Genomic DNA, 24,568 nt, shown 5'->3' on the forward strand with positions numbered 1-24,568 from the left:
AGATATGATACCACAGGAAATTCAAGAAAAAATAAGGTCTGTAATTCAGGAAAAGGGATGTAAATTAACAAGTCAAAGGAGTGCAGTATTAAAGGCTTTTTTTGAAAAAAACTATGAACATATGACTGTTGAAGAGGTTCATTATTTTTCAAAAAGTTATTGTAGTAAGATTGGAATTGCCACTGTATATAGGTGCATACTTTCTTTTGAAAAAATTGGTGTGCTGAGGAAAATTGAAACTAATGAGAAGTATGGAAGATATGAATTGGTAATTCCAGATGAAAAATTTGAGCATCCACATTTAGTTTGTGTAAAATGTGGAAAAATAATTGGAGCCTTTGATAGTGAAATTTTAAAGGAATTGGACAAACAGAAAAAGTTTATTGAGAATATATATGACTTTAAAATCAACAGCCAGAGTAATATTTATTATGGAATTTGTGAAGCATGTAAAGATGCATAATAGTTTAGTTTACAAGAGATAGTTAGTATAGTAATATAATATTATTCAAAGAGGGGGGCTAAGTATATGAAATATTATGTTGCTGATGCTTTTACGGATGAAGTGTTTAAGGGAAATCCGGCAGGAGTATGTGTATTAGATGAGTGGCTGCAGGATGATGTAATGCAAAAAATTGCAGCAGAGAACAATTTGTCAGAAACAGCTTTTGTAGTTAAAGGTAAAAATAAAAATGAATATGATCTAAGGTGGTTTACGCCAAAGGCAGAAATAGATTTATGCGGACACGCTACACTGGGGACTTCCTATGTTATTTCCAATTATGTAGATGTTGGAACAGATAAAATGATATTTCATACTGCAAGTGGAATACTTGAAGTCAATCGTAAAAGTGATTTATATGAAATGAATTTTCCTACAAGAGAACCTAAAAAAACTCAAATACCAGAAACAATTTTGGATATCATTGGGGTGAAACCTATAGAAACATACTTATCAAGGGATTTAGTTATAGTAGTTGAAACAGAAGAGCAGGTTAAAAATTTAGCTCCTGATTTTTCTAAAATGTTAAAATTAGAAGTTGGCTCAGGAGTTATCGTAACTGCAAAGGGCAGTGATGTGGATTTTGTATCCCGTTGTTTTTATCCGAAGCTTGGTGTAAATGAAGATCCTGTAACTGGTTCTGCACACAGTAATTTAATACCCTTTTGGTCAAAAAGATTGAATAAAGATAAGATGATAGCAAAACAGCTGTCAAAACGCGGTGGAACATTATATTGTGAACTTTGTGGTGATAGGGTTAAAATAAGTGGAAGAGCTTCACTATATATGGTGGGAAATATTAATATATAGTTATGAGGAGTTAAATGATGGAAAATGGAAAAATAAAACTTATAGTTGCAATGCTCATATTCGGCAGCGTTGGGCTGTTTGTCAAAAATATAGACTTGTCTTCTAGCATGATTGCATTGGTAAGGGGAATAATAGGAAGTATCTTTTTATTTACAGCAAGTTACATAACAAGACAAAATACATCATGGAAAGCCATTAAATCTAATTTAATTCCATTAATAATATCTGGAGCTGCTATAGGTGTCAATTGGATTTTTTTATTTCAAGCATACAAGTATACCACTGTATCAAAAGCTACTTTGTGTTATTATTTTGCACCTGTAATTGTCATGTTTTTGTCTCCATTTATATTGAAGGAAAAATTGAATACAGTTAAGATTATGTGCATCATAGTCGCTATGGCGGGAATGTTTTTAATAGTAGGAGCTGGAAGTAGTGCGGCAGAAAACAATCAATTGCTAGGTATTATATATGGTCTCGCAGCAGCAGCTCTCTATGCCAGTGTGATTATAATAAATAAGTTTATAAAAAATTTATCAGGTATGGAAAGCGGTATGATACAACTTACTGCAGCGGCAGTAGTTCTATTGCCTTATGTATTTGTTACGGAAAAAGTGTCACTTTCACAGTTAGGTTTTAAGTCCATTGTACTTCTTTTAGCTGTGGGAATAATACATACGGGAATAGCTTATCTTCTGTATTTTTCTGCAATACTAAAACTTAAAGGGCAGACAATAGCAATATTCAGCTATATTGATCCCATATCGGCAATAGTTATGTCCAGTATATTTTTAGGAGAAAGAATGACGTTCATACAGGTACTAGGTGGTATTCTCATATTGGGGACAACTTTTATCAATGAGTTATGGGGAAAAAAATCAGATGCAAAGGAATATATGTTGGATTAGAAGGATAGTTTTATGATATTAAGTGTAAGCAGAAGAACAGACATACCAGCTTTTTATAGTGATTGGTTTTTCAATAGAATAAAGGAAGGATTTGTGTTAGTCAAGAATCCGTTTAATTCAAAGCAAGTGAGTAAAGTGATTTTAAATCCTAAAGTAATAGATTGTATAGTATTTTGGACTAAAAATCCTAAAAAAATGATGAATAGATTGGACGAAATTAAAGAATACAACTATTATTTTCAATTCACTTTAAATTCGTATGATAAGACATTGGAGACAAACGTTCCGGAGAAAAAGTATTTGATAAATACATTTATAGAATTATCAAAACGAATTGGTAAGGATAGAGTTATATGGAGGTATGATCCCATAATATTAACTGATAAGTTTACAAAAGATTACCATTATAAGTGGTTTGAGTATCTTTCAAAAAGATTATGCCCATATACAAATAAGTGTATTATCAGCTTTTTAGATTTATACAGGAAAACTGAGCGCAATTTAAAAGAAATAAACATTTTACCAATAGATAAGGATGATATGTTTGAGTTAGCAGAGAAGTTTTCAAAGATAGCTTCTAAGTATAATGTGACTATTGAAACTTGTTCTGAAGAAATAGATTTATCAAAGTTCAATATTAATCACGGTAAATGTATAGATGACAGGTTGATTTCTAAGATATCTGGGGAAAAGCTGTCTATAGATAAAGATCCAAATCAAAGAAAGGTTTGTGGATGTGTAAAGAGCATTGATATAGGAGCGTATAATACATGTAACCATGTTTGTTTATACTGCTATGCTAATTTTAATAGGGATGCTGCTGAAAAGAATTTATTGAAGCATAATAAAAAATCTCCTTTGCTGATAGGTGAGTTGTGTGGAGATGAAAAGGTTATAGACAGAAAGATGAAATCATATAGAGATGGTCAGCTATCTTTTTATAGAAAATAGGATTATGATATAATTGCATTGAGGTGAGTTGATACAATATTAAGTGTAATATTATAAAAAGAGGGAGCTATAAGCTCCCTTAATTTAATTATTCAGAAATATATTCCAAGTATCAGGTTCTATAAAATCCCATCTGTAACTAAAACAATATTTATATTCTAGCTTCTTTTTTATAGAGACTCTTATTTCAATATCTGGAGAATAGTGAATATAAATCTAAATAATCGTCTACTTTATGGTATAATTTCACTGTATAAGGACGATAATTTGAGCGGAGGAATAAAAAGTGAATGAAAAAATACTTTTAGTAGATGATGAAAAGAGCATTTTAGATGTGCTGACCTATGCATTAAAAAGAGAAGGATATTTAGTAGAAAGAGCTTATGATGGAGAGGAAGCACTTCATAAAGTAGATATTTTTAATCCGCATATAGTAATTTTAGATTTAATGCTCCCTGTAATGAACGGATACGATATTTGTAAAAAGTTAGAAAACAAAAATATTGGGATTATCATGCTTACAGCAAAAGAAGATATTGTGGACAAGATACTTGGACTTGAATTTGGAGCAGATGATTATATGACGAAACCATTTGACATAAGAGAACTTCTTGCAAGAATCAAGTCACTTGTAAGGAGACTTAATAAAACTATTGATGAAAAAAAGGATATCGGTGTCATAACTATAAATGATCTTAATATTAATAAAAAAAAGAGAACTGTAAGTATAAAGAATGTTTTGGTAGAGCTTACACCTATGGAATTTGACCTGCTGTATTTACTCCTTTCAAATCCAGGCATAGTATATTCCAGAGAACAGCTTTTAAATATAATATGGAATATGGATTATGTTGGAGGAACGCGAACTGTAGATACACACATTCAAAGGGTAAGGAAAAAGTTAGGTGATAGCTATCAGGATTTAATACAAACCGTTTATGGTATTGGATATAAAGGGGTTGACGAATTATTTGAAGATGGGAATTAAATTCAAGCTCATATCTTTTACAGCTTCACTTTTATTGATTGTAATATCATTTTTGAGTTTCTTAGTACTTAATGGAATAAAAAGTTATCAAAATAAAGAAACACAGGCTATTTTATTTAAGCAAAAGGATATATTTGAAGAATATTTTAGTGAACGCATGAGTTTGAATAAAAATACTGATTATGATGACAGCTTAGCTAGAGGTAGTATTTTTAATAAAGCATGGTTGAGAACTATACCTGCAAATATATATAATACGAAAGGCGAACTGCTTTCGGGGTTTAAGACAGATGCAAAGTTAAATGAAAATGATGAGAAAAAGATTATGATAGACTATGCAATCAAAGGTAAAGTATCTTATAGAGAAATTAATGATGTGATATATTTTTATTCACCCATTAAATATAAGGGCAGTACAGCAGCAATTTTAGAATTGGAATATTCAATTAGAGAAAATAAATTATTTTATAGTGATATAGAAAAATTGTTTTATGGTATAGGTTTTTTAGCTTTAGTTCTTGGTATATTTGTAGGAATCTTTTATTTTTCCAGATTAACTAGAGACATATATGAAATGAAAGATTCAGTAGAAAGCATTCAAAAGAGTGAATTTAGTAAAGTACATAAAGTAAATCGAAATGATGAATTAGGAGAATTGAGCAGTGGTCTTATATTTATGAGTAATACTATAAAACAAAATATTGAGGAACTTCAAGTTGAAAGAGATTCTTTAAGTAGGGCTGTGGATAAATTAAAAAAAATGGACAAGCAACAGAAAGAATTTATAGGAAATGTAACTCATGAATTCAAGACTCCAATTACCAGTATAAAAGCCTATGCAGATGTAATTGGAATGTACACGGATGATTTAAAATTAATTGAAGAAGGTACTCTAAGTATATCAAAAGAATGTGATAGGCTTTCGAGTATGGTAGATAATATATTGAGCTTATCTGCCCTTGAAAAATATGATTTTGAAATAGAAAAAAATGAAGTTAATTTAAAAAAAGTATTGAATGAAATATGTAAAACAATGATGGCAAAAGTCAAGAAAAATAGTTTGATTTTAAAATATGATGCAGAGGATATTGTTGTTACTTTGGATGAAGATAGTTTAAAGCATATTCTAATTAATTTAATTGATAATGCCATAAAATACAATAGGCCAGGTGGCAGTATATATATTGAGTGTTATAAAAATGATAAAGACAAAATAACTATAAGTGTTAAAGATACTGGTATAGGTATGAGTGAAGAAGTACTTCCCCAAATTTTTGAACCATTTTATAGGGCCGATAAACACAGGAGTCGTGAAACAGGAGGAGCTGGACTTGGACTAGCTTTAGTTAAAAAATTAGTTGAAAAACAAGAGGGAAACATAAAGGTAAATTCCAAATTAAATGAAGGTACTACTTTTTATGTTGAATTTTCCACATAAAGTTTACAAGATTGTGACATCTATTTATAACTTTGTGAACAAGTTTTGATAATCTGTTTATAAAGAAAAAGGAGGAAAGTTCAATGTTGAGTAAAAAAGTTTTATCTTTGATTTTGGCTGTAGGAGTTATTGGAGGTGTAAGTGCATTTCAATTAACTCATCATGCAATTGCTAAATCTACACAGGGCATAAAAGTAACAGCATATAAACCTTCTGCTAAAGTTAATGAAAACGGATATCAAATTGATAAATATGAAAATATTGAGAGCACTGCATGGATTAACGAAAATGAAGTGTTGACTTTAACTAGAAAAAGTGAATTTAAAAATGCCGATTCTACTAGAATGATAAGATATTGCAGCATTTATAATTTGAATACAAAAAGTTCTAAAGATTTTAAGAATGCAAATATAGATGAATTTTTAGGAATATCCCCAGATAATAAATTCGTTCTTTATGCAGAAGCAAGGAATATTCCAGTTGAAACCCAGGAATGGAAAAATGCGCTTGCTTCAGGAGACTTACTCCACAAAAATGTAAAGTTATTAAATTTGTCTACAGGTCAGATTACGGATGTAAATACGGAAAAGTTAAACAGTGATGCCCAGTTTATATGGGTAAGTAAGGATAAAATTTTGGCAAATTATTTTAATCATTGGGCAGTAATTGATACAACTGGGAAAGTATATGCTGATGGAAATTACAATGGTGGAGAACATGATGATGCATGGATATCCGGTGTAGATGATATTAAGGATTTAGGAAGTAGTGTAGAAGGCAAATTTTATTATACTCAATACGAGGAGAATGGCAAAAAAGGACTAGAAGGAATAAAATTATGTTCCATGGATGTGAAGACTAAAGAGATAAAAGATATTTATGATACTAAATATTCTTTACATGCAGATAAAAAGGGAAAGACCATTATAATGGACAACTACAATAACAATGGTGATGCAGTTGATGGAGTTTATGTAAACAGAACTTTTGGAGCACTTGTTATGAATGAATCTGGTAAGGTACTTCAAGATATTAAACTTCCTAAAGGTAGAATAAGCTCTGGAGTACCTACTTCTGAATATATACTATCACCTGATGGAAGTAAAGCTGCTTATGTAGAGAGAAATAATGAAATTAGTCATCAGGTAGGTTCGGATAATAAGGATCCTGATATAGCTATTAAGGTCATAGATACTAAGACAGGTGATACAAAGGAGATAGTAAAGGCATCGAGCTTAAAGGATAAAAATGAAGGGAACAATTATACTACAATTAAGATTAAAGATAAGGATGGTAATGTTAAAGAAAAGAAGATTAAGAGAGAACCTGGAATCTCAAATATTTCCTGGGATAGTACAAGTACCGCACTGTCATTTACTTATGGAAGTTCTTCAGATCCGTTTAATAAAGACAACATAAATACTTATATAGTTACTTTTGATAAATAACCTCTTTATAAATTAACTTTTGCACATATAAAATTTTCACTTAATATAAGTAAATTGCGAAGCAATTTTTTAAATAACAAAGTTCAAAGTTCAAATATCAAATAAGGATAATTTTCTTCCTAACGTCAGGAAATATTAAAATTATAGATTTCCTGAGGTACGATGGAAATCATCTTTATCTGTTCTTTGTTATTTGAACTTTGTTATTTTTAAAAGCTTTGCTTCGCAAAGTTTTTAAACTGCGAAAATTGGGCTATAATCGTGGATCTATACAATTAGTTTAAAATTATCTTTAGTAACTCCACATATTGGACAAGTCCAATCATCTGGTATGTTTTCAAATGGGGTACCAGCTGGAATTCCTGAGCCAGGATCTCCAACAGCTGGATCATAAATGTATCCACATACTGTACATTCATATTTTCCTATATTTTTTGAAGTTTGATTTTTATTTTGTGGGATGTTTGCTTCAACCTTAGGTGAGATTCCTCGTTTCATATCCTGGTAATATTTATAGGTAATTTGTTCTACATCGTTGATCAGTTCTGCATTTAGTACTTTACAGATAAATATTGTATGAGTAAAAACATCAATTTCTTTTTCAACTTTTAATTCAAAATAGGATGATGTGTTGTCTAATATTATAGGGACACCACTTTCTATTGTTTTAAATGATACTCCTTCAAATTTATCAATGTCCCTTCCTGATTTAAATCCAAATTTGCCTATGAATTCAATAGGAGTTTCTATGGATAGGGCAGATACACCTATCAATTTACTGCTTTGTATATAATCATGGGTAAGATTTTTTTTGTTAATGCTCACTGCGAGAATAGCAGGATTTGATGTTATTTGAAAAACTGTATTTGCAATTTGAGCATTTTTCTTTCCTTCTGAAATAGAACTTACAAGGTATAGTCCATAACTTAATTTGTAAAAAGCTTTATTATCAATCATAAATTTATATACCTACATGTAAGATCATGTAAGTAATCCCCCTCCTTTATATATTAAAAATTATTGGTTGGCATTTGCATTTACAGGCGGTACAAAAGTTCTTGATTGAAGTTCTGTATCTAGCATATAAAGTGCTGCAGAATTATCACTTATTTTATCCAACTTTTTAACTATCTTACTAAAAGTATCTTCTTCTTCAATTTGTTCATCTATAAACCACTTGAGTAAGCTTGCTGTGGCATGTTCTTTTTCTTCAGTAGCAAGATCCATCAAATTGTAAATTCTTGCAGTAACTTTTTTTTCATGTGTTAGTGCTTTGTTGAAAACATCATTTATTGAATCATAATTGTTATCAGGTGAATCTATAGATCCAATGAGTATTCTAGCATTTGTCCTTTTTAGAAAATCATAAAATTTTGATATATGGTAGTTTTCTTCTTCAATTTGCACTTTAAAGAAATTTGAAAATCCATCTAGATCCAATGAATCACAGTATGCCTTCATAGAAAAGTAAATATTTGCTGAGTACATTTCATAGTTTATCTGATCGTTTATAGCTTTTATAAGTTTATCACTTAACATAGTATAAGCTTCCTTTCTTTCGTAGTTTAGATTAAGTTACATTTTAGTATAAATTATATAAAATAAAATTATACATTTTACAATTTCCCTTGAGATCTCAAAAGTTAATATTGCGGGAACATTAGATATTAAATCATAATTGTTATTATTTAATATCTAATGTTAGAATATCACATTTAATATAAATTTTCAATACTTATATTGCAGATAATATTTTTTATATGTATTAACATTTAAAATATTATGTAAATTAAAATTAATGTAAACAATAAATTTTTGACAATTATACATAATAAATTCTTTTACTGCCATACTAAATTTGTAATTAGTCTAAGAATTTTTTAGCAAAACTTTAGTACAATATTAAAAGGTTAAATAGACTAATAGTAATTTATTATAAAATCAACTACATATGGAGATTTTATTAGTGAGTTATTATGATAAATTTAAGAATAATAAAATTTGGGAGGTACACGTTATATGAATGGTACAGTAAAATGGTTTAATGGAGAAAAGGGATTTGGATTCATTACAGGAGAAGATGGAAAAGATGTTTTTGCACATTTTTCTCAAATAAATTCAAATGGTTATAAGTCACTCGATGAAGGTCAGAAAGTTTCTTATGATGTAGTTGAAGGACCAAAAGGACTTCAAGCAGAGAATATTACTACTATTTAGTTAATGAAATTTACCCCTTAAATAATCATTTTATTTGAGGGGCTTTTAGTTATCTAAAAATTTGTGATGCCTAATTTTATTATTGATTTCTTTTAGAAAATTCATTAATTAAGCTTCTTGCAATAGTGAATTTTTTAGGTATGTTAGGAAAATTATCTTTTGTAAACCAATCAGCTTGTTTTATTTCACTTCCATCAACTTTTATCTGGTCAGATTCATATTCTGCAAAAAATCCTATCATTAAGGAATTTGGAAATGGCCATGGGGAGCTTCTGTAATACTCAATATTTTTCACTTTTATACCAACCTCTTCAAAAACCTCTCTTTTTACAGCACTATTTAAGTCTTCTCCAGCCTCTACAAAGCCGGCAATTAATCCGTACATATTGTCTTTAAATCCATTGTTATGTGCAAGAAGTATCTTATCACCCTTAGTAACTGCAACTATTATTGCCGGACAAATTACAGGATACATTATGTGATTACAGTTTGGACAAATTTTAGCCATTTCATCTTTTTTATTTTCTGTTTTAGAGCCACATTTGCCACAGAATCTATGAGTCTTATCCCAATTCAGTATTTGGCTAGCCCGTCCTGATATTAAAAAAGATTGTTCATCAAGTAGAGAACCAAGGTCGTACAAGTCCATTAAGTTGAAATTAATTGGTAAATTCAATTCAGAAGTTGATTCAATGGCAAAGCAAGATTTTTTTTCAATGCTGCCTAAAAAGAATTCAGTTTGATACTCAATATTTAGCAATTTAATATCGTCAAAGGTAGGAATGACAAAAGTATTTCCTTCTTTTTTTACTAAGAGATTTTGGTTATGAAACACACAGCATAAGTCGCTAGCTTTACCTTTTTTTAAGGTATCAGATGATATTTTAAAATTATTATTCATGTGCGGCAAATCCTTTCATACTATTTATATAATAAACAATTATTTTTTATTATAACACTTGATTCGACATATATGGAGATTATTTGTTCATTTTAACAAATTTTTAAGTTGCTATAAGAAATATGCTTCTAGTAAGCTAAAATTTTTATATATTGATTACATAATACAAGATAAAAAGTGCAATAATAACTTAGATGGAATAAATAAGGAGGTGATTTAGTATGCAGCACCAAACTTTAGCACCACATGAATCAATGGAAATACATGAGATGCTAAATTTTAAAACAGTATCTATAGTAAAGTCCAAGATGATGCAAGGCTTAGTTTTTGATCAAGATCTCAAGAAACTTATGGAAAAGGATGTGCAGCAATCAATGGGTGCTATAAATGATTTACAAGGACTACTGCAAAAGGTTTCTAATATAAAAGAGGAGAAGGTGAAATTATATGAATAATGACTATTTAGAAATAAGAAATGCTGAGGGTATGCCTAAAATTGTTGATTCAACTGCAGCACTGGATTTTTTACTATCTGCCAAAACTGGAATTAGAAATTGTGCCATTGCGCTAACCGAAACTGCTACTCCAGAAGTTAGAACAGTTTTACATAATCAATTGAAAAATGCAATTAATATGCATGATGAGATATCAAATCTTATGGTAAACAAAGGATGGTTTCATCCCTGTGATTTAGATAAACAATTTCAAACAGATATAGAGTCATCTAACACAGCAGTACAAATTTCTAAAATGGAGCTTTTCCATGGGAACACGAGTAGACTGGGAACATTTGCAACACCAGAAAAATAGTTAGGAGGCAGCAGGTATAATGAAAGCTGTAACGTTTCAAGGTATAAAAAATGTAAAGGTTAAAGATGTTAAGGAACCTGAGGTTCACAAAAATGATGATATAATAGTAAAACTTACAACTACAGCTATATGTGGATCGGATTTACACTTAATTCATGATATGATTCCTAATTTGCCCCAGGATTACATAATAGGGCACGAACCTATGGGAATTGTGGAAGAGGTAGGACCCGATGTTACAAAAGTGAAAAAAGGAGATAGGGTTATTGTACCATTTAATGTAAGCTGTGGTGAATGTTATTATTGTAAACATGGTCTTACAAGCCAGTGCAATAATTCAAATCCCCATGGAGAAACAGGAGCTTATTTTGGATATACTGAAACCTTTGGAGGATACCCCGGAGGTCAGGCTGAATACATGAGAGTTCCTTATGGAAATTTTACGCCTTTTCGTATTCCAGAAGACTGCGAAGTAGAGGACGATAAGCTAGTTCTTCTTGCTGATGTTGTACCTACAGCTTATTGGAGTGTGGAGAATTCTGGAGTTAAGGCTGGAGATACAGTAATAGTGTTAGGTTGTGGACCAGTTGGACTTATGGTACAAAAATTTGCATGGCTTAACAATGCTGAGAGAGTAATTGCAGTTGATAATATACAGTATAGATTAGAACATGCAAGACTTCACAATAATGTTGAAGTAGTAAATTTTGAGGAACATGAAAATACTGGAGAATATCTAAGGGAAATTACCCATGGGGGAGCAGATATTGTTATAGATTGTGCAGGAATGGATGGAAAGATGACACCTATGGAGTATTTGGAAACTGGTTTAAAATTGCAAGGAGGAGCTATGGGTGCTTTGGTAATAGCAACACAATCAGTTAGAAAAGGGGGAGTTATTCAACTCACGGGTGTTTATGGTGGAAGGTACAATGCATTTCCACTTGGAGATATATTTAGCCGTAATATAAATATAAGAACAGGTCAAGCTCCCGTCATTCCATATATGTCAAAGCTCTACAGCATGCTTGCAGAAGGAAAGGTTGATCCAAGTGATATTATTACACATAAATTGCCTTTAGATCAGGCAGAACATGGATATGAAGTTTTTGATACTAAAACAGAAGGTTGCATTAAAGTTGTTCTTAAACCATGATGGAGGTGATACAAATGTCAAAGCAAAGTGCTATAGCACCACATGAAAGTATTGAAGTGCATGAGCTTTTAACCTTTAAAAATATTTGCCTTACAAAATCAACTACTGCAGCTAAACTAGTATCAGATAGTGAGCTTAAGACAATTTTACAAAATGATGTATCTACAACAAAACGACAAATTCAGGAGTTAAAAGAAATTATGGAACGATCATGTAATGTAAAATAGATCATAGAGGGAAGGTAAATTTATGAATTCAATAATAGAAAGCCTTACTGGAATGGATAAGATGAGTGATCAGGTCATTGCCACAGACTTTTTAATAGCAGCTAAAAGTGGAATAAGAAACTATTCCATTGCCATAACTGAAACTATATCAGAGGATGTGAAAGAGGTACTTAAAAAACAATTAGAAGATTCTATCCAAACTTATGAAACAATTACTGATTATATGATGAAAAATGGATATTATCATCCATATAATATGGATGAACAGTTTAAAGTGGATATGAAAACGACGAATACAGCGTTAAATTTAACAGAAGGTATGTAACAGGAGAAGGTTGTCTTAAAGTAAAATTTGAGATAACCTTCTTTATTTCAAAAATTTTAAGCATAATCCTTGCTAAAAATAATTACACTAATTGATATAGAAAGAATTGATTGGTAGTGGTTATAAGATCGATGAAACATTAAAATCAGAAATGGAGTAAATATTTTCTAGAATTTTATAAACTTTTCATAATAAGTTATACTATAATAATGGTAATTGGAAATATTAAAAAGGGAGTGATTTTTTATGCAAGGTAAGATTTTAGTTGTGTATTACTCACTTGAGGGAAACACAAGACTTATAGCTGAAACTATTTCAAAAGAGATATCCAGTGACATTTTAGAAATAAAGCCTAAAAAAAGTATAGATCCACACAGCAAAATGAGGTACTTTATAGGTGGAAAGCAGGCCATAACTAAGGAAAAACCAGAAATTTTACCTTATGATATAAATCCTGAGGATTATGATGTTTTATTTATTGGAACTCCAGTTTGGGCATGGACTTTTTCACCTGCCATAAGGAGCTTTTTCGCCAATACAGATTTAAAAGGTAAGAAGATAGCTTTATTTAGCTGCAATGGTGGGGGCAATGGAAAAACTTTTAAAAATATGAAAGAGCAGCTTGAGGGCAACGAATTCCTAGGAGAAATTGAATTTAAAGATCCTCTTAAAAATGACACGAAAGAAAATATAGAAAGAGCTAAAAAGTGGTGTAACAGTATTTGCAAATAGTAATTTAGTATATTTAACATAAATAACTTGATTTATATAATAAACTGTGTTATTCTTAACAAGAACTTAAATTAATAGTTAATAATCAAACACAAATATATTTCAATTAGTACTTAACGATATAGTATGTTGATATGGGAATTTTATTAGTGAGTTATTGCGATGAATTTAAGAATAATAAAATTTCGGAGGTACACATCATATGAATGGTACAGTAAAATGGTTTAATGGAGAAAAAGGATTTGGATTTATTACAGGAGAAGATGGAAAAGATATTTTTGCACATTTTTCTCAAATAAATTCAGATGGATATAAAACACTTGAAGAAGGTCAAAAAGTTTCTTATGACGAAGGTCAAGGACAAAAAGGACCTCAAGCAGAAAATATTACTGTTCTCTAGTTAATGAATTTTACCCCTTAAATAGTTATTCTATTTGAGGGGTTTTTAGTTTCCGAAAATTTATTTATTTCTTGAGCACTTCTCCTAATCTTTTAATTCCTTCTATAATCCTATCATCTGGCATATTTGAATAATTTAATCTAAAGGAATTTTTGAAATTAGCATTTGGGAAAAAAGATTCTCCAGCTACAAATGCCACATTGTTTTTTATTGCTTTAGTAAAAATATCTGAAGCATCCATATTTGAAGGAAGTTGAATCCATATGAAAAGTCCGCCATCAGGAAGAGTATGTTTTATATCTTTAGGAAAATACTTTTCTATACACTGTATCATAAGTTCTCTCCTGTGTCTGTATACTTCTTTGATTTTTTGTATATGTTCTTCTATATCATACATTTCCATATATTTTGCAGTAATCATTTGTGCGAATATATCAGTATGCAAATCTGCACTTTGCTTAAAAGGAATATATTTTTGAATAATACTCTTATCTGCACATATCCAGCCAAGCCTTAAGCCAGGGGCAAATATCTTTGAAAAAGTACTTAAGTAAATTACTCTTCCTTCAGTATCAAAATGCTTTACTGGTGGAAGATCTTCTCCAGCAAATCTTATTGCACCATAGGGGTTGTCTTCTATTATTACTATATCAAATTTATTTGCTATTTCTACCAGCTTTTTTCTCCTTTCAAGACTCATAGTTCTTCCAGTTGGATTTTGAAAATCTGGTATGGTGTAGATAAATTTTGCATTAGGATTATCCTTAAGGGCTTTTTCAAGATCTTCCATAATCATTCCTTCTTCGTCCATAGGAATTTCTTTAAAGTTTGGAAGATAGGTTTTAAAAGCACTGATAGCTGCAAGGTAAGTTGGACTTTCACAAATTATAGTGTCACCTTCATCTATAAAGACCTTTCCTGAAAGGTCTAAAGCCTGCTGGGAACCTGTAGTAACTATTATGTTATCCAAAGATGTTTTTATACTTAGTTTCTCCATTCTCTTACAGATAGCTTCTCTTAAGGGGATATATCCTTCAGTGGTACTGTATTGAAGAGATGCTTCTCCGCATTCAGTTAAAACTTCTGTACATACGTTTTTTAATTCATTAACAGGAAAAAGTTCTGGGGCTGGCAGACCTCCTGCAAAAGATATTATTTCAGGCCTTTCTGTAACTTTTAAAATTTCACGTATTTCCGAAGGCCTAACAAAATTATTTCTTTTTGAAAATTTAGTATAATTCATAAGTAACACTCCTTATATAATAGGTTTTCCAAAATAATTATCCTGGTTAACTGTTGAAGAATTTGTATTTTGAAGCAGTTCTGCTATAGCTTTCATAAGCTTATTTAATCCAATACTTATATTTTTTGCATTTTCGAAAGTGTAATTTAACCTCATATAGCTTTTACCATCGCTTCCTTCAGGGTAAAATACATTCCCTGGAGCATAGGAAACACCTTCCTTAGAACATTTTAATAATAATTGTGTTTGTGAAATATTTTCAGGAAGCTTGCACCAAATGTAATAACCACCTTTAGGAAGATTAAAACTAATACCAAGAGATTTATTTTTTTCAAGTATTTTGAGCATTAAATCCCTTTTGTTCATATATTCTTTGCATATTAGCTTTATGTGATTTTCATACAGTCCTTCTCGTAAAAACTTATCTAATATATATTGCGAAGCTGTGTTAACGTGAAGATCTGTCATTTGCTTTAATAAAGCAAATTTTTTTATTACTTGTGCAGGTGCAGCAGTCCATCCAACACGCATACCTGAAAACATAGTTTTAGAAAATGTACTTAAATATATGACATAGCCGTATGTATCCAGAGCTTTTAAAGATGGCAAGTATATATTCTCATAGTTTATTTCACTGTAAGGGTCATCTTCAATAATTGGAAGCTGATATTTATATGCCAAATTTAGTAGCTTGTATCTTTTTTCTAAACTCATAACTATTGAAGTTGGATTTTGAAAAGTAGGTACTGTGTATAAAAATTTAGGCTTATATTTATTTAGTAAAATTTCAAGCACATCTAAGTTTATACCATCATTTTCCATAGGAACTCCTATAACTTTTGCCCCTGACAACTTAAATAGTTCAATTGCGCTCATAAATGTAGGTTCTTCTACTATAACCACATCTCCTTTACTTAGAAAGGCTCTTCCAATAAAATCTATTCCCTGCATGGAGCCTGAAAGTATCATTATTTCTTTAGGAGAAACAGATATGTTTCTTGATTTTAGTAATCTACTTAAGCTTTCTCTAAGGGGGTAGTATCCATAAGAAGAAATATAAGCCAGCATATCATTTCCACAATTTTTCCATAAGTCTTTTTGCAATTTTACTATATCCTTAAGAGGATGCAAAATTGGATCTGCAATACCAGCTGAAAAAGATATATTTTTTTCTCCTCCTACTGAATTTATTATGTCAACAATGTCATGATTATTAGCGGAACTTACATTTGAATCGAAAAATTGATACCATGAAAGTGGTACAGTATGATTTCTAATACTTAACTGCTTATTTTTTGTGTTATTTGCTACTATAGTTCCTTTTCCTTTGTGGGACTCTAATAAGCCTAAAGATTTTAATTCTTCATAAGCACTAATTACTGTACTTCTGCTGACGTTAAGTTCTTCTGCAAGTTTGCGCTCAGATGGAAGTAAGAAATTTGATGGAAGCATACCAGAGTAAATAATATTTCTTATTTCATTTTTAATTTGTACGTAAATTGGTATGGAGCTTTTTTTGTCTATAGAAATGCGCATTTCTATCACTCTTTCTAAAAATTTAAAAATATTATATATATAATACCATTAAATTTTTATATTTAAACTACCAATTTCTATATTTAAAACCAATCCAATCTCATTATTGATAGTTTAAAGGAATAAAAGCATGAATGTATTCACTACTTGCACCAAGAATTGCTACTAATCCGAAATAAACTAAAGTAAATACAATTCTTGTTGAGGTTTTCATTTCATAATATTCTTTTTTAGGATTTTTATAATACTTGTACAATTCTACAATTCCTAAAATTAAAAATATGATTAGCACAGGGTTGAAAAATTTTATACAAGCCAAAGCAAAAACAGGGATACCGATAAACCATAGCTTAGGTGTTATAGCTGTAGCGATTCTACCACCATCTAGGGGATGAATAGGTACTAGATTAAATAAATTCATAAAAAATCCTGTATATGCTAGTGCTAAGAAAACATTATTGTGAGTTAAAAGATAAATAGGTATACAAAGTAGGGCGGCAATGCTGCCTCCAACTGGTCCTGCTGCAGCCATAAAAGCTTCATCTTTTGCAGTTTTAGGCATTTCCTTCATTGATATGAGTGCACCAACAAAAGGTATAAATATTGGAGTTGAAATAGGAAGATGAATTTTTTTAGCAGCTGCATAGTGTCCCATCTCATGTGCAAACAATAAAAGTATAAAGCCTACTCCAAAAACAACACCGTATATGCTGGCGTATATAAAAATAGCTAATGTCATAGAACCTAGTGTATAAAATACCTTGCTTAATTTAAGTAGCACAAATAAGAATTTGAATTTCGCAAGAAATATCAATGCACCTTTAAATTTTAAAAGAAAAGCTCCTACTATTCCTAAAATGCCAATTTTACTTTTTTTTGACTTCATCTTTTTTAGTATAGGAGGCCTTACGTTTGAGTTTTCTGTAAATTCCTCATTAGCATCTGTTGTATAAGGCACATTATCTCCCTTGATTTCAGTATATAGATTATTTACAGATTGATTTTCGTTTTTTGATTTAGTCATACCAAACATTTAAATCACCTCTTTATATATCTCGTGTAGTATATACTATATTCCATTATATAAATGATAACAAAATAAAAAATATTAGTAAAATGGAAAGTTATTATAGAATAGAATATTAACTATCAATATAATTCATTTTTCCAGTATTTGATAATAGAAATTAGATAAATATTTTGCTATAATATATTATAGGTGGTGAGATATATATGGATAAAGAAATTCTGGAAATTTTAAAGGCTATGCAGCAGGATATGAAATCAATGAAACAAGACATAAATTCGGTGGAACAAGATATAAGTTCGATGAAGCAAGATATAGCATCGATAAAATCTACACAAAAAGAACATACCCAGCTATTAAGTGCTTTAGAACATAAGACAAATGTAATTTCAGCAGAACAGGAAAATTTGAAGCATGAAGTTGCTGAAATTAAAGGAGAAGTTAAAGGCATAAGAAAAAGCTTAAGTAATGTAGAACTCATCACAGCTAGCAATTGGTCTGATATTGTTAAATTAAAAGCAATTAAACAAGTATGAATTTATAGGCACTTAATTTAGTGCCTTTTTAGAATGTTAGGTAAAATGTCTAATTTGGTAGTGATATCGTAAAAGTAATTGTGTCTTTATCATAATTTGCCAGTATGATTCCATTATGCTTTTCAATTATACTTTTTGTTATAGAAAGACCCAATCCTGAACCTTCATCAGGATTTGTACGGGATTTATCTGCTCTATAAAACTTTTCAAATAGCATACTTACATTTTCTATATTTAAATTTTTACATTTATTGCTTATACTGATTAAAACATTTTTATCACATTGGACTAAAGATACATTCACATCTGAAGGTTTTATACTGTATTTTAGAGCATTGTACATCAGATTATTTAAAGCCCTCACAAATAAATTGATGTCAATTGTGACCATTATGTTTTCAGCACATATGTTATCTACAATATTTAACTTTGAATTTTCAAAAGTAATTGAAAATTCGTCAATTAACTGGTAAATGAGTTCATTTAAGCATACTGTAGACAGGTGCAATTTTAAGTCTCCACCATTTAGCTTTGTGAACATAAATAAGTTATCCGTAAGTTTCTTCATGGTTTCAGCTTTCTTTAATGATATATTTATAAATCTTTGCATCTCTTCTTTAGATTCATACTCACTATTATCTATAATTTGTAAAAATCCAATTATGCTTGTAAGTGGGCTTCTTATGTCATGGGCTACATTTGTTATAAGTGCATTTTTAGAAACTTCAATTTTTTTCTCGTTTTCGATTTTTTCATTTATTTTATCTGCCATAAAGTTTATATTTTTAGATATCTCAGATAGTTCATCATGACCTTTTTGACGTATTTTAAAATTTAAGTTTTCATTTGCAATAGTTTTTATACCGCAGCACATTTCATTTATGTATTTCATCCTATGATGGGTTATTATGAAAAATATCAACATACATATGGAAAGCAAAATTAAAATGTTTTTGTCTCCCACTAGTGTTCCTATTGAATCATGAGGTGTATTTATAGGAGAGGCAGTAATCCAAAGTATGGAAATATCATTACCTGTTTTTATAGGTGTTTTGTATATATAATCATGATACATGGTTATATTCATCGTATGATTAAAGTATTTTAAAAAGTCAGAGTATGTTTTTTCCAAGCTTGTATTTCCAGCAAGTTTAGATGAATTATATAAAATTTTATTTTGGGGATCAGTTACAATAAAACCTAGTTTATATTTTGAATATTTAACTTCATATTTTGACAATACAGATTTATATTTGGAGTTATTATTGAAATTTACACCACTTGTATTTAAACTTACATCACTGGAAATACGCGACAATCTGCCAAGGCTATAGTTGTAATTTTGAAACTTATAAGGATACTTTTGAGATACAAAACTTATGTAGGTTGAATACACAGCCGTAAATATACAAAAACTTGCAATTAGTGAAAATATAAATGATATAAAGAATTTAGTTTGAATACCTGCTATTTTAACTTTCAATTTTATACCCAACTCCCCATACAGTTTTTATGTAATCTTTTTTAAGTTTTTGTCTTAATCTCCTTATGTGTACTGTAACTGTCCTGTCAAATTCCATGTAAGGTTCCTCCCACACGTTTTCATATATTTGCTTTATGCTCAGTACATTGTCCTTGTTCTTTGCAAGGAAAGCCAAAATTTTGAATTCATGAGGAGTCAAATTTATCTCACTGTTATCTATTTTTACAGTATGTTTATCCATATTTATAAGCATGTCCTGAATTTTAATCAAGCTTGAATTGTCATGAAAGTTTGAATTAAATTCTTTATATCTTCTTAGGTGAGATCTTATCTTTGCAATTAAGAGCATTGAATTAAAGGGTTTTGCGATGTAATCATCAGCTCCAATAGTAAGTCCCATTATTTTATCTGCATCGTCAACTTTAGCAGATAGTATTATAATAGGTAAATTTAAGCTTTCCCGTATTTTCATACATGCCATCATACCATCCATCCTTGGCATCATAACATCTAAAAGTATCAAATCTATTTTATTGCTTTTTAAAATCTCCAGAGCTTCAATTCCATCTTTTGCGCACAGGGAATCTATGTTTTGATTTTTTAACATTATAGTTAAAAGTTCTCTTATATTTTCATCGTCGTCTATAATTAAAACTACATTTTTATCCATGTAAAAATTCACCTTCCTATTGTCCTATATTTATTATATACATTTTTTTATTGCTTTGGCCAACTGTAATAAAATCTTAATAAACTGTATCAATTTTGTAATACAAAATATACCAGGTTTGTAATATGAGCACACTATAATGAAGTCATCATATAAAAAAGGATGTGAATTTCTTGGAAGTATTGAAATTGCAAAATCTATCAAAGACTATAGGAAAGAGAGAAATTGTGAAGAATTTAAATTTGAGTGTAAAGGAAGGTGAAATCTTTGGATTTTTAGGACCCAATGGTGCAGGAAAGACCACAACTATAAAGATGATCGTTGGATTTTTAAAACCCACTGGCGGTAAAATTTACATAAATGGAAAAAATATTAAAAATAGTAGGATAAGCTCTATAAGTAATATGGCAGCTATGGTTGAAGCACCGGATATGTATCCATATTTAACTGGAGTTCAGAATTTAAGGCAGCTGGCAAGGCTTGATGGAGATATTAGTCAAAGTCAAATAGATGAAGCTGTAAAATTAGCTGGATTAAGTGACAGGATAAATGATAAATTTAAAAAGTATTCCCTTGGAATGAAACAGAGGCTTGGCATTGCACAGGTTCTCATGGGAAACAAAAAGATATGGATATTGGATGAACCTACTAATGGACTAGATCCAAGCGGAATGATTCATTTTAGAAATTTGTTTAAAAAATATTCTAGAGAAAAGAAAGTTACCATATTTATATCGTCTCATATACTTGGAGAAATGGAATCCATGTGTGATAGAGTTGCATTTTTAAATGAAGGTGAAATTAAAGGAATAGAGGATGTAAATAACATGAAGGGAAATCTTGAAAAAAGATATTTGGAAATTGTAGGAGGAGAAGAAGATGATTTTTCCAATAATTAAAAACGAGATCATTAAGATATTTTATAGAAAGAAATTTTTAATATGTTCTATTATATTGCTACTTGTAGCTGCATTTTCAGTATTAGCTGTGAATAGCGAAAATGGAGAGAGGGGACTGCGAAAAGACAAAAGTATAGAACAATACTATAAAGATCAAAAAAAATTAGTAAAGGATAAAGCAAAAATTGCTGAAATCCAAACACATATCGATAACGTTGATAAAATGGTAAAGGATTATGAATTTCAAAAAACACATCCACTAGCATGGAAAGATACTTTAAAAAAGGATGTAAAGCTTATGGAAAGTGTTAATGACAGTAAATTGGATGATGCTAAAAAAGAACAAAGAAAAAGTGAAATTACTTATAAGAAGTATTTATTAGAGAATAACATAAAGCCAGTTAGCAGTATTAAAGCTACAGGATATGTATTGTTTAATGATTACAGCCTTATTTTGGATTATGGCATGATAGTGATATTTTTAGTAGCAGTGTTTATGACAGTAGACAGTGTTTCAAGTGAATATGCACCTCCTACATTAAAGCTTTTGCTTTTAAGACCTGTTACAAAGACAAAACTTCTACTTGGCAAATTTTTAGCTTGTGCCATTTCAAGCTCTGCACTTGTAGTGATTTTCAATTTGATATTTTTTTTGTTTGGAGAAATTGTATATGGTTTTGACAGCTTCAAATATCCAGTTTCTATAGGACCTGAATTTAAACACAGCAGCATACAAAATATGGACTTGCATAAATTTATATCTGTCATTCCAGGAACGTCAAGTATTATGCCTCTTTATAAATTTTTAATTGAATTTATGATCTTACAAATAATTTTTATAATTGCAGCTACAAGTTTTTGCATTTTAATATCTACTTTAATTAAAAGCAATGCAGCAGCAACATCTACAGCCATACTATTTGGAGTAGCTTACATGATACTTTCAAAAATTCCTGCATTATCTGATAAGTCAGATATTATGCCAGCATTTTTTATAGCCCTTGGAAGCTCTGTAAGTATAATAACAAGGCGAATTGTACAAGATACAGGGGCATACTATATAAATACGTTATCTGCAAGCTTAATAATGATTGCATGGTCTATATTATTTTTAGGATTAAGTACAATTATAGTAGAAAAAAGAGAAGAGTATATCTAGGCATTTTCAAAGAAATAACAAGTCAGTATGCTAGTCTATTTTTTCAAATGCCTTAAAGAATATATTTATAATAATTTGCAGAAACTACAAGAGCATAGAAAAAAATTACAAAGGCTATTTGAAAGGGGAATTTTAATATGCCTGTTATTAATATGCTCTCTTCTGCAGAACAAGTAAAAGGTCAGGGAGTACTTTCTGCTTACGTTGAACAAGTTAATTTAGTTAGAGACGGACTTCAAGATAATTATGAAATAAAAGTAAATGCTTTTAAATTGTGTGATATTATGCATTACCATACCATTGATTTTAAGTTCTTTTTAAGTATACCTTTTGCGAAATTATTGGGCACAAGTGTTGCTTATGTTCACTTTGTCCCAGAGACTATAGATAATAGTTTAAAACTACCTTATATTATAAAAAAAATGTTTTACAAGTACATAATTTTGTTCTACAAAAGTGTAGATTATTTGATAGTTGTGAATCCATATTTTATTGATACCTTAAAAAAATACAATATAGAAGAGGAAAAAGTAGTATACATTCCCAATTTCGTATCTGAAAACAACTTTTTTGAATATGAAAAGGAAAAAGCAAAAAAAATAAAGCAGGAGTTACGTATTCCACTTAAAAAATTTGTTGTTCTGGGAGTAGGTCAGGTGCAGAACAGAAAGGGTATACTAGATTTTATTGAAGTTGCCAAAAAACTTCCACAAATTCAATTTATATGGGCAGGTGGTTTTTCCTTTGGTGTGATAACAGATGGGTATAAGGAATTAAAAAAGGTTGTAGAAAATCCACCTGAAAATGTAAGATTTTTAGGTATCATTGATAGAAAAAATATGAATGATATTTATAATATTGCAGATATAATGTTTTTGCCTTCCTATAATGAGTTATTTCCAATGTCTGTTTTGGAAGCCATGGCACTTAAAATTCCCGTATTATTGAGGGATCTAGATATATACCATAACATTTTATTTGATGACTATTTAAAAGGAAAAAATATAGATGAATTTGTAAAATGTATAGAAAGATTACAGGATAAAGGTGAAAGTTATAAAACTTGGTGTGAAAGGTCATGGAAATGTCACAAGTTTTATTCCAAGGAATACATCTTAAACACGTGGAAGCAATTTTATGACAAGATATATTATGAGAAAAATAAAAGAAGAAAGCTTAAGGGAAACTTAAATGAAAAATAAAATGTTTAATATAATTGTTGTATTTATTTCTGCCTGTATTTTTTTCTTATTTTTCATTTTTACAAAAGGCATCCATTCTATGATTCAAGAGTTAAAATCACTGGATATCCACTGGATATCTTTAGCTGTAATAGCTGTTATTTTATTTTGGACATTTGAAACAATGATTTTATATACTGTAATGAAAAAACTCTATTTTGGGGAGCATTTGCTTTCCAAATCAATAAAATTTCAAATGGTTGGTCAATTTTTTGGAGCAATTACACCTTTAGGAGCAGGAAGTCACCCTTCTCAATTATATGCAATGACAGAAGCAGGAATGCCTGCAGGACTTTCTGGGTCTATATTGATAATAAAGTTTATGATACATGAAATAGTAAGCATATTTTATCTAATAGCAGCACTGCTTTTTAGGTTTAACTATTTTAATTCAAAAATTAAATATTTTATTTACTTTGCAATTCTTGGTATTGTGATTAACGCAGGAGTGATGTTACTAGCAATATCAATTGTAATAAATAAAAAAATGACTAAGGCTATAATAAACTTTATTGTGAAATTGCTTGGAAAGGTTCATATTATGAAAGATGTGGAATCAAAACAAGGGAAAATTCAAGATGAAATAGAAAGTTTTCATAAAAATGCACTTTTAGTAAGAAAACACATAGGTATGTGTTTTCATGCTTTAATCTATTCACTTTTTCAGTGGGCTTTTTATTTTAGCATTCCTTATTGTATTTACAGAAGTTTTGGGTTTAATTCTACAGACTTAGGGACAATTATGGCTGCCCAGGTGTTTTTAACAGTATTTATGACTGCAATTCCTCTTCCAGGAGCAGAAGGAGGAGCAGAAGGGGGATTTTACGTAATTTTTAATTTGTTTTTTAAAGCTAAAACCGTCATAGCCCTTTTTGTATGGAGGATAATTACTTATTACCTGTCTATTATAGTGTCAAGCATATTTATTTTAGCATTTCCAAATGTACGTTTAAAAAAATGA

The 24,568-nt window shown here is 30.0% G+C and carries 28 protein-coding genes; 20 read left to right on the top strand and 8 right to left on the bottom strand.

From position 1 onward, the window contains the following. Nucleotides 1-4: 4 nt before the first annotated feature. The 7 genes from CLAU_RS00085 (at nucleotide 5) to CLAU_RS00115 (ending at nucleotide 7,045) form a co-directional block, all read left to right on the top strand. Nucleotides 5-463 (top strand): Fur family transcriptional regulator, encoded by a 459-nt coding sequence (locus CLAU_RS00085; protein ID WP_013238595.1) that lies wholly within the window; start codon nucleotides 5-7, stop codon nucleotides 461-463. 66 nt (nucleotides 464-529) lie between these two features. Continuing rightward, entirely contained in the window at nucleotides 530-1,312 is a 783-nt protein-coding gene (locus CLAU_RS00090) for a PhzF family phenazine biosynthesis protein (protein ID WP_013238596.1), read from the top strand. A gap of 17 nt (nucleotides 1,313-1,329) precedes the next feature. Further along, nucleotides 1,330-2,220, top strand: a complete 891-nt coding sequence (locus tag CLAU_RS00095; protein ID WP_023161648.1) for a DMT family transporter — start codon at nucleotides 1,330-1,332, stop codon at nucleotides 2,218-2,220. A gap of 12 nt (nucleotides 2,221-2,232) precedes the next feature. Then, nucleotides 2,233-3,171, top strand: coding sequence for a DUF1848 domain-containing protein (locus CLAU_RS00100; RefSeq protein WP_013238598.1), 939 nt, complete (start codon nucleotides 2,233-2,235; stop codon nucleotides 3,169-3,171). Between the two features lie 286 nt (nucleotides 3,172-3,457). After that, nucleotides 3,458-4,159: a response regulator transcription factor gene (locus tag CLAU_RS00105; protein WP_013238599.1), complete on the top strand. Its 702-nt coding sequence runs from the start codon at nucleotides 3,458-3,460 to the stop codon at nucleotides 4,157-4,159. Next, nucleotides 4,149-5,597 (top strand): HAMP domain-containing sensor histidine kinase, encoded by a 1,449-nt coding sequence (locus CLAU_RS00110; RefSeq protein WP_242825724.1) that lies wholly within the window; start codon nucleotides 4,149-4,151, stop codon nucleotides 5,595-5,597. The genes CLAU_RS00105 and CLAU_RS00110 overlap by 11 nt, the downstream gene beginning before the upstream one ends. A gap of 83 nt (nucleotides 5,598-5,680) precedes the next feature. Then, nucleotides 5,681-7,045 (top strand): hypothetical protein, encoded by a 1,365-nt coding sequence (locus CLAU_RS00115; protein ID WP_013238601.1) that lies wholly within the window; start codon nucleotides 5,681-5,683, stop codon nucleotides 7,043-7,045. A 267-nt stretch (nucleotides 7,046-7,312) separates the two neighbouring features. Here CLAU_RS00115 and CLAU_RS00120 read toward each other — a convergent pair whose 3' ends face one another. After that, nucleotides 7,313-8,002, bottom strand: a complete 690-nt coding sequence (locus CLAU_RS00120; protein ID WP_013238602.1) for a flavin reductase — start codon at nucleotides 8,000-8,002, stop codon at nucleotides 7,313-7,315. A 60-nt stretch (nucleotides 8,003-8,062) separates the two neighbouring features. Next, entirely contained in the window at nucleotides 8,063-8,584 is a 522-nt protein-coding gene (locus CLAU_RS00125; RefSeq protein ID WP_013238603.1) for a ferritin, read from the bottom strand. A gap of 480 nt (nucleotides 8,585-9,064) precedes the next feature. Here CLAU_RS00125 and CLAU_RS00130 point away from each other — a divergent pair, with 480 nt between their 5' ends. After that, nucleotides 9,065-9,262 carry a cold-shock protein gene (locus CLAU_RS00130; protein WP_013238604.1) on the top strand — a complete coding sequence of 66 codons (198 nt, stop codon included), beginning with the start codon at nucleotides 9,065-9,067 and terminating at the stop codon, nucleotides 9,260-9,262. Nucleotides 9,263-9,341: 79 nt separating this feature from the next. Here the strand turns inward: CLAU_RS00130 and nudC are convergent, their stop codons facing one another. Further along, the gene (gene nudC / locus CLAU_RS00135; protein ID WP_013238605.1) at nucleotides 9,342-10,163 is read right to left on the bottom strand and encodes an NAD(+) diphosphatase; all 822 of its coding nucleotides are present in this window, start codon (nucleotides 10,161-10,163) and stop codon (nucleotides 9,342-9,344) included. A 221-nt stretch (nucleotides 10,164-10,384) separates the two neighbouring features. On the opposite strand from nudC, the gene CLAU_RS00140 reads away from it, so the two are divergent. The 7 genes from CLAU_RS00140 (at nucleotide 10,385) to CLAU_RS00170 (ending at nucleotide 13,813) form a co-directional block, all read left to right on the top strand. Beyond that, the gene (locus CLAU_RS00140; RefSeq protein ID WP_013238606.1) at nucleotides 10,385-10,618 is read left to right on the top strand and encodes a hypothetical protein; all 234 of its coding nucleotides are present in this window, start codon (nucleotides 10,385-10,387) and stop codon (nucleotides 10,616-10,618) included. Then, complete coding sequence (locus tag CLAU_RS00145; protein ID WP_013238607.1) at nucleotides 10,611-10,973, top strand: spore coat protein; 363 nt, start codon at nucleotides 10,611-10,613, stop codon at nucleotides 10,971-10,973. The genes CLAU_RS00140 and CLAU_RS00145 overlap by 8 nt, the downstream gene beginning before the upstream one ends. A 19-nt stretch (nucleotides 10,974-10,992) precedes the next feature. Then, nucleotides 10,993-12,129, top strand: a complete 1,137-nt coding sequence (locus CLAU_RS00150; protein ID WP_013238608.1) for a zinc-dependent alcohol dehydrogenase — start codon at nucleotides 10,993-10,995, stop codon at nucleotides 12,127-12,129. A gap of 14 nt (nucleotides 12,130-12,143) precedes the next feature. Beyond that, entirely contained in the window at nucleotides 12,144-12,356 is a 213-nt protein-coding gene (locus CLAU_RS00155) for a spore coat protein (protein WP_013238609.1), read from the top strand. Between the two features lie 22 nt (nucleotides 12,357-12,378). After that, entirely contained in the window at nucleotides 12,379-12,681 is a 303-nt protein-coding gene (locus CLAU_RS00160; protein WP_013238610.1) for a spore coat protein, read from the top strand. Between the two features lie 246 nt (nucleotides 12,682-12,927). Beyond that, nucleotides 12,928-13,413: a flavodoxin family protein gene (locus tag CLAU_RS00165; RefSeq protein WP_013238611.1), complete on the top strand. Its 486-nt coding sequence runs from the start codon at nucleotides 12,928-12,930 to the stop codon at nucleotides 13,411-13,413. A 202-nt stretch (nucleotides 13,414-13,615) separates the two neighbouring features. Continuing rightward, nucleotides 13,616-13,813 carry a cold-shock protein gene (locus tag CLAU_RS00170; RefSeq protein WP_013238612.1) on the top strand — a complete coding sequence of 66 codons (198 nt, stop codon included), beginning with the start codon at nucleotides 13,616-13,618 and terminating at the stop codon, nucleotides 13,811-13,813. A gap of 64 nt (nucleotides 13,814-13,877) precedes the next feature. Here CLAU_RS00170 and CLAU_RS00175 read toward each other — a convergent pair whose 3' ends face one another. The 3 genes from CLAU_RS00175 to CLAU_RS00185 form a co-directional block, all read right to left on the bottom strand. Next, complete coding sequence (locus tag CLAU_RS00175; protein WP_013238613.1) at nucleotides 13,878-15,056, bottom strand: aminotransferase-like domain-containing protein; 1,179 nt, start codon at nucleotides 15,054-15,056, stop codon at nucleotides 13,878-13,880. 12 nt (nucleotides 15,057-15,068) lie between these two features. Beyond that, nucleotides 15,069-16,592 (bottom strand): MocR-like pyridoxine biosynthesis transcription factor PdxR, encoded by a 1,524-nt coding sequence (gene pdxR, locus CLAU_RS00180; protein ID WP_013238614.1) that lies wholly within the window; start codon nucleotides 16,590-16,592, stop codon nucleotides 15,069-15,071. Nucleotides 16,593-16,695: 103 nt separating this feature from the next. Further along, the gene (locus CLAU_RS00185; RefSeq protein ID WP_013238615.1) at nucleotides 16,696-17,625 is read right to left on the bottom strand and encodes a site-2 protease family protein; all 930 of its coding nucleotides are present in this window, start codon (nucleotides 17,623-17,625) and stop codon (nucleotides 16,696-16,698) included. Nucleotides 17,626-17,825: 200 nt separating this feature from the next. Here CLAU_RS00185 and CLAU_RS00190 point away from each other — a divergent pair, with 200 nt between their 5' ends. Beyond that, nucleotides 17,826-18,155, top strand: a complete 330-nt coding sequence (locus tag CLAU_RS00190; RefSeq protein ID WP_013238616.1) for a hypothetical protein — start codon at nucleotides 17,826-17,828, stop codon at nucleotides 18,153-18,155. Nucleotides 18,156-18,204: 49 nt separating this feature from the next. Here CLAU_RS00190 and CLAU_RS00195 read toward each other — a convergent pair whose 3' ends face one another. Together CLAU_RS00195 and CLAU_RS00200 are read right to left on the bottom strand one after the other, a co-directional pair. Then, entirely contained in the window at nucleotides 18,205-19,638 is a 1,434-nt protein-coding gene (locus tag CLAU_RS00195; RefSeq protein ID WP_013238617.1) for a HAMP domain-containing sensor histidine kinase, read from the bottom strand. Then, nucleotides 19,628-20,308 carry a response regulator transcription factor gene (locus CLAU_RS00200; protein ID WP_029170147.1) on the bottom strand — a complete coding sequence of 227 codons (681 nt, stop codon included), beginning with the start codon at nucleotides 20,306-20,308 and terminating at the stop codon, nucleotides 19,628-19,630. The genes CLAU_RS00195 and CLAU_RS00200 overlap by 11 nt, the downstream gene beginning before the upstream one ends. Before the next feature lie 164 nt (nucleotides 20,309-20,472). Here CLAU_RS00200 and CLAU_RS00205 point away from each other — a divergent pair, with 164 nt between their 5' ends. The 4 genes from CLAU_RS00205 (at nucleotide 20,473) to CLAU_RS00220 (ending at nucleotide 24,568) form a co-directional block, all read left to right on the top strand. Continuing rightward, the gene (locus CLAU_RS00205; protein WP_029702491.1) at nucleotides 20,473-21,207 is read left to right on the top strand and encodes an ABC transporter ATP-binding protein; all 735 of its coding nucleotides are present in this window, start codon (nucleotides 20,473-20,475) and stop codon (nucleotides 21,205-21,207) included. Continuing rightward, nucleotides 21,188-22,366, top strand: coding sequence for an ABC transporter permease subunit (locus CLAU_RS00210; RefSeq protein WP_013238620.1), 1,179 nt, complete (start codon nucleotides 21,188-21,190; stop codon nucleotides 22,364-22,366). Before CLAU_RS00205 ends, CLAU_RS00210 begins: the two co-directional genes overlap by 20 nt. Before the next feature lie 137 nt (nucleotides 22,367-22,503). Further along, nucleotides 22,504-23,568 (top strand): glycosyltransferase family 4 protein, encoded by a 1,065-nt coding sequence (locus tag CLAU_RS00215; protein WP_013238621.1) that lies wholly within the window; start codon nucleotides 22,504-22,506, stop codon nucleotides 23,566-23,568. Beyond that, nucleotides 23,558-24,568 (top strand): lysylphosphatidylglycerol synthase transmembrane domain-containing protein, encoded by a 1,011-nt coding sequence (locus CLAU_RS00220; protein ID WP_013238622.1) that lies wholly within the window; start codon nucleotides 23,558-23,560, stop codon nucleotides 24,566-24,568. Before CLAU_RS00215 ends, CLAU_RS00220 begins: the two co-directional genes overlap by 11 nt.

The sequence above is a fragment of the Clostridium autoethanogenum DSM 10061 genome (assembly GCF_001484725.1).
Lineage (GTDB): Bacteria > Bacillota > Clostridia > Clostridiales > Clostridiaceae > Clostridium_B > Clostridium_B ljungdahlii.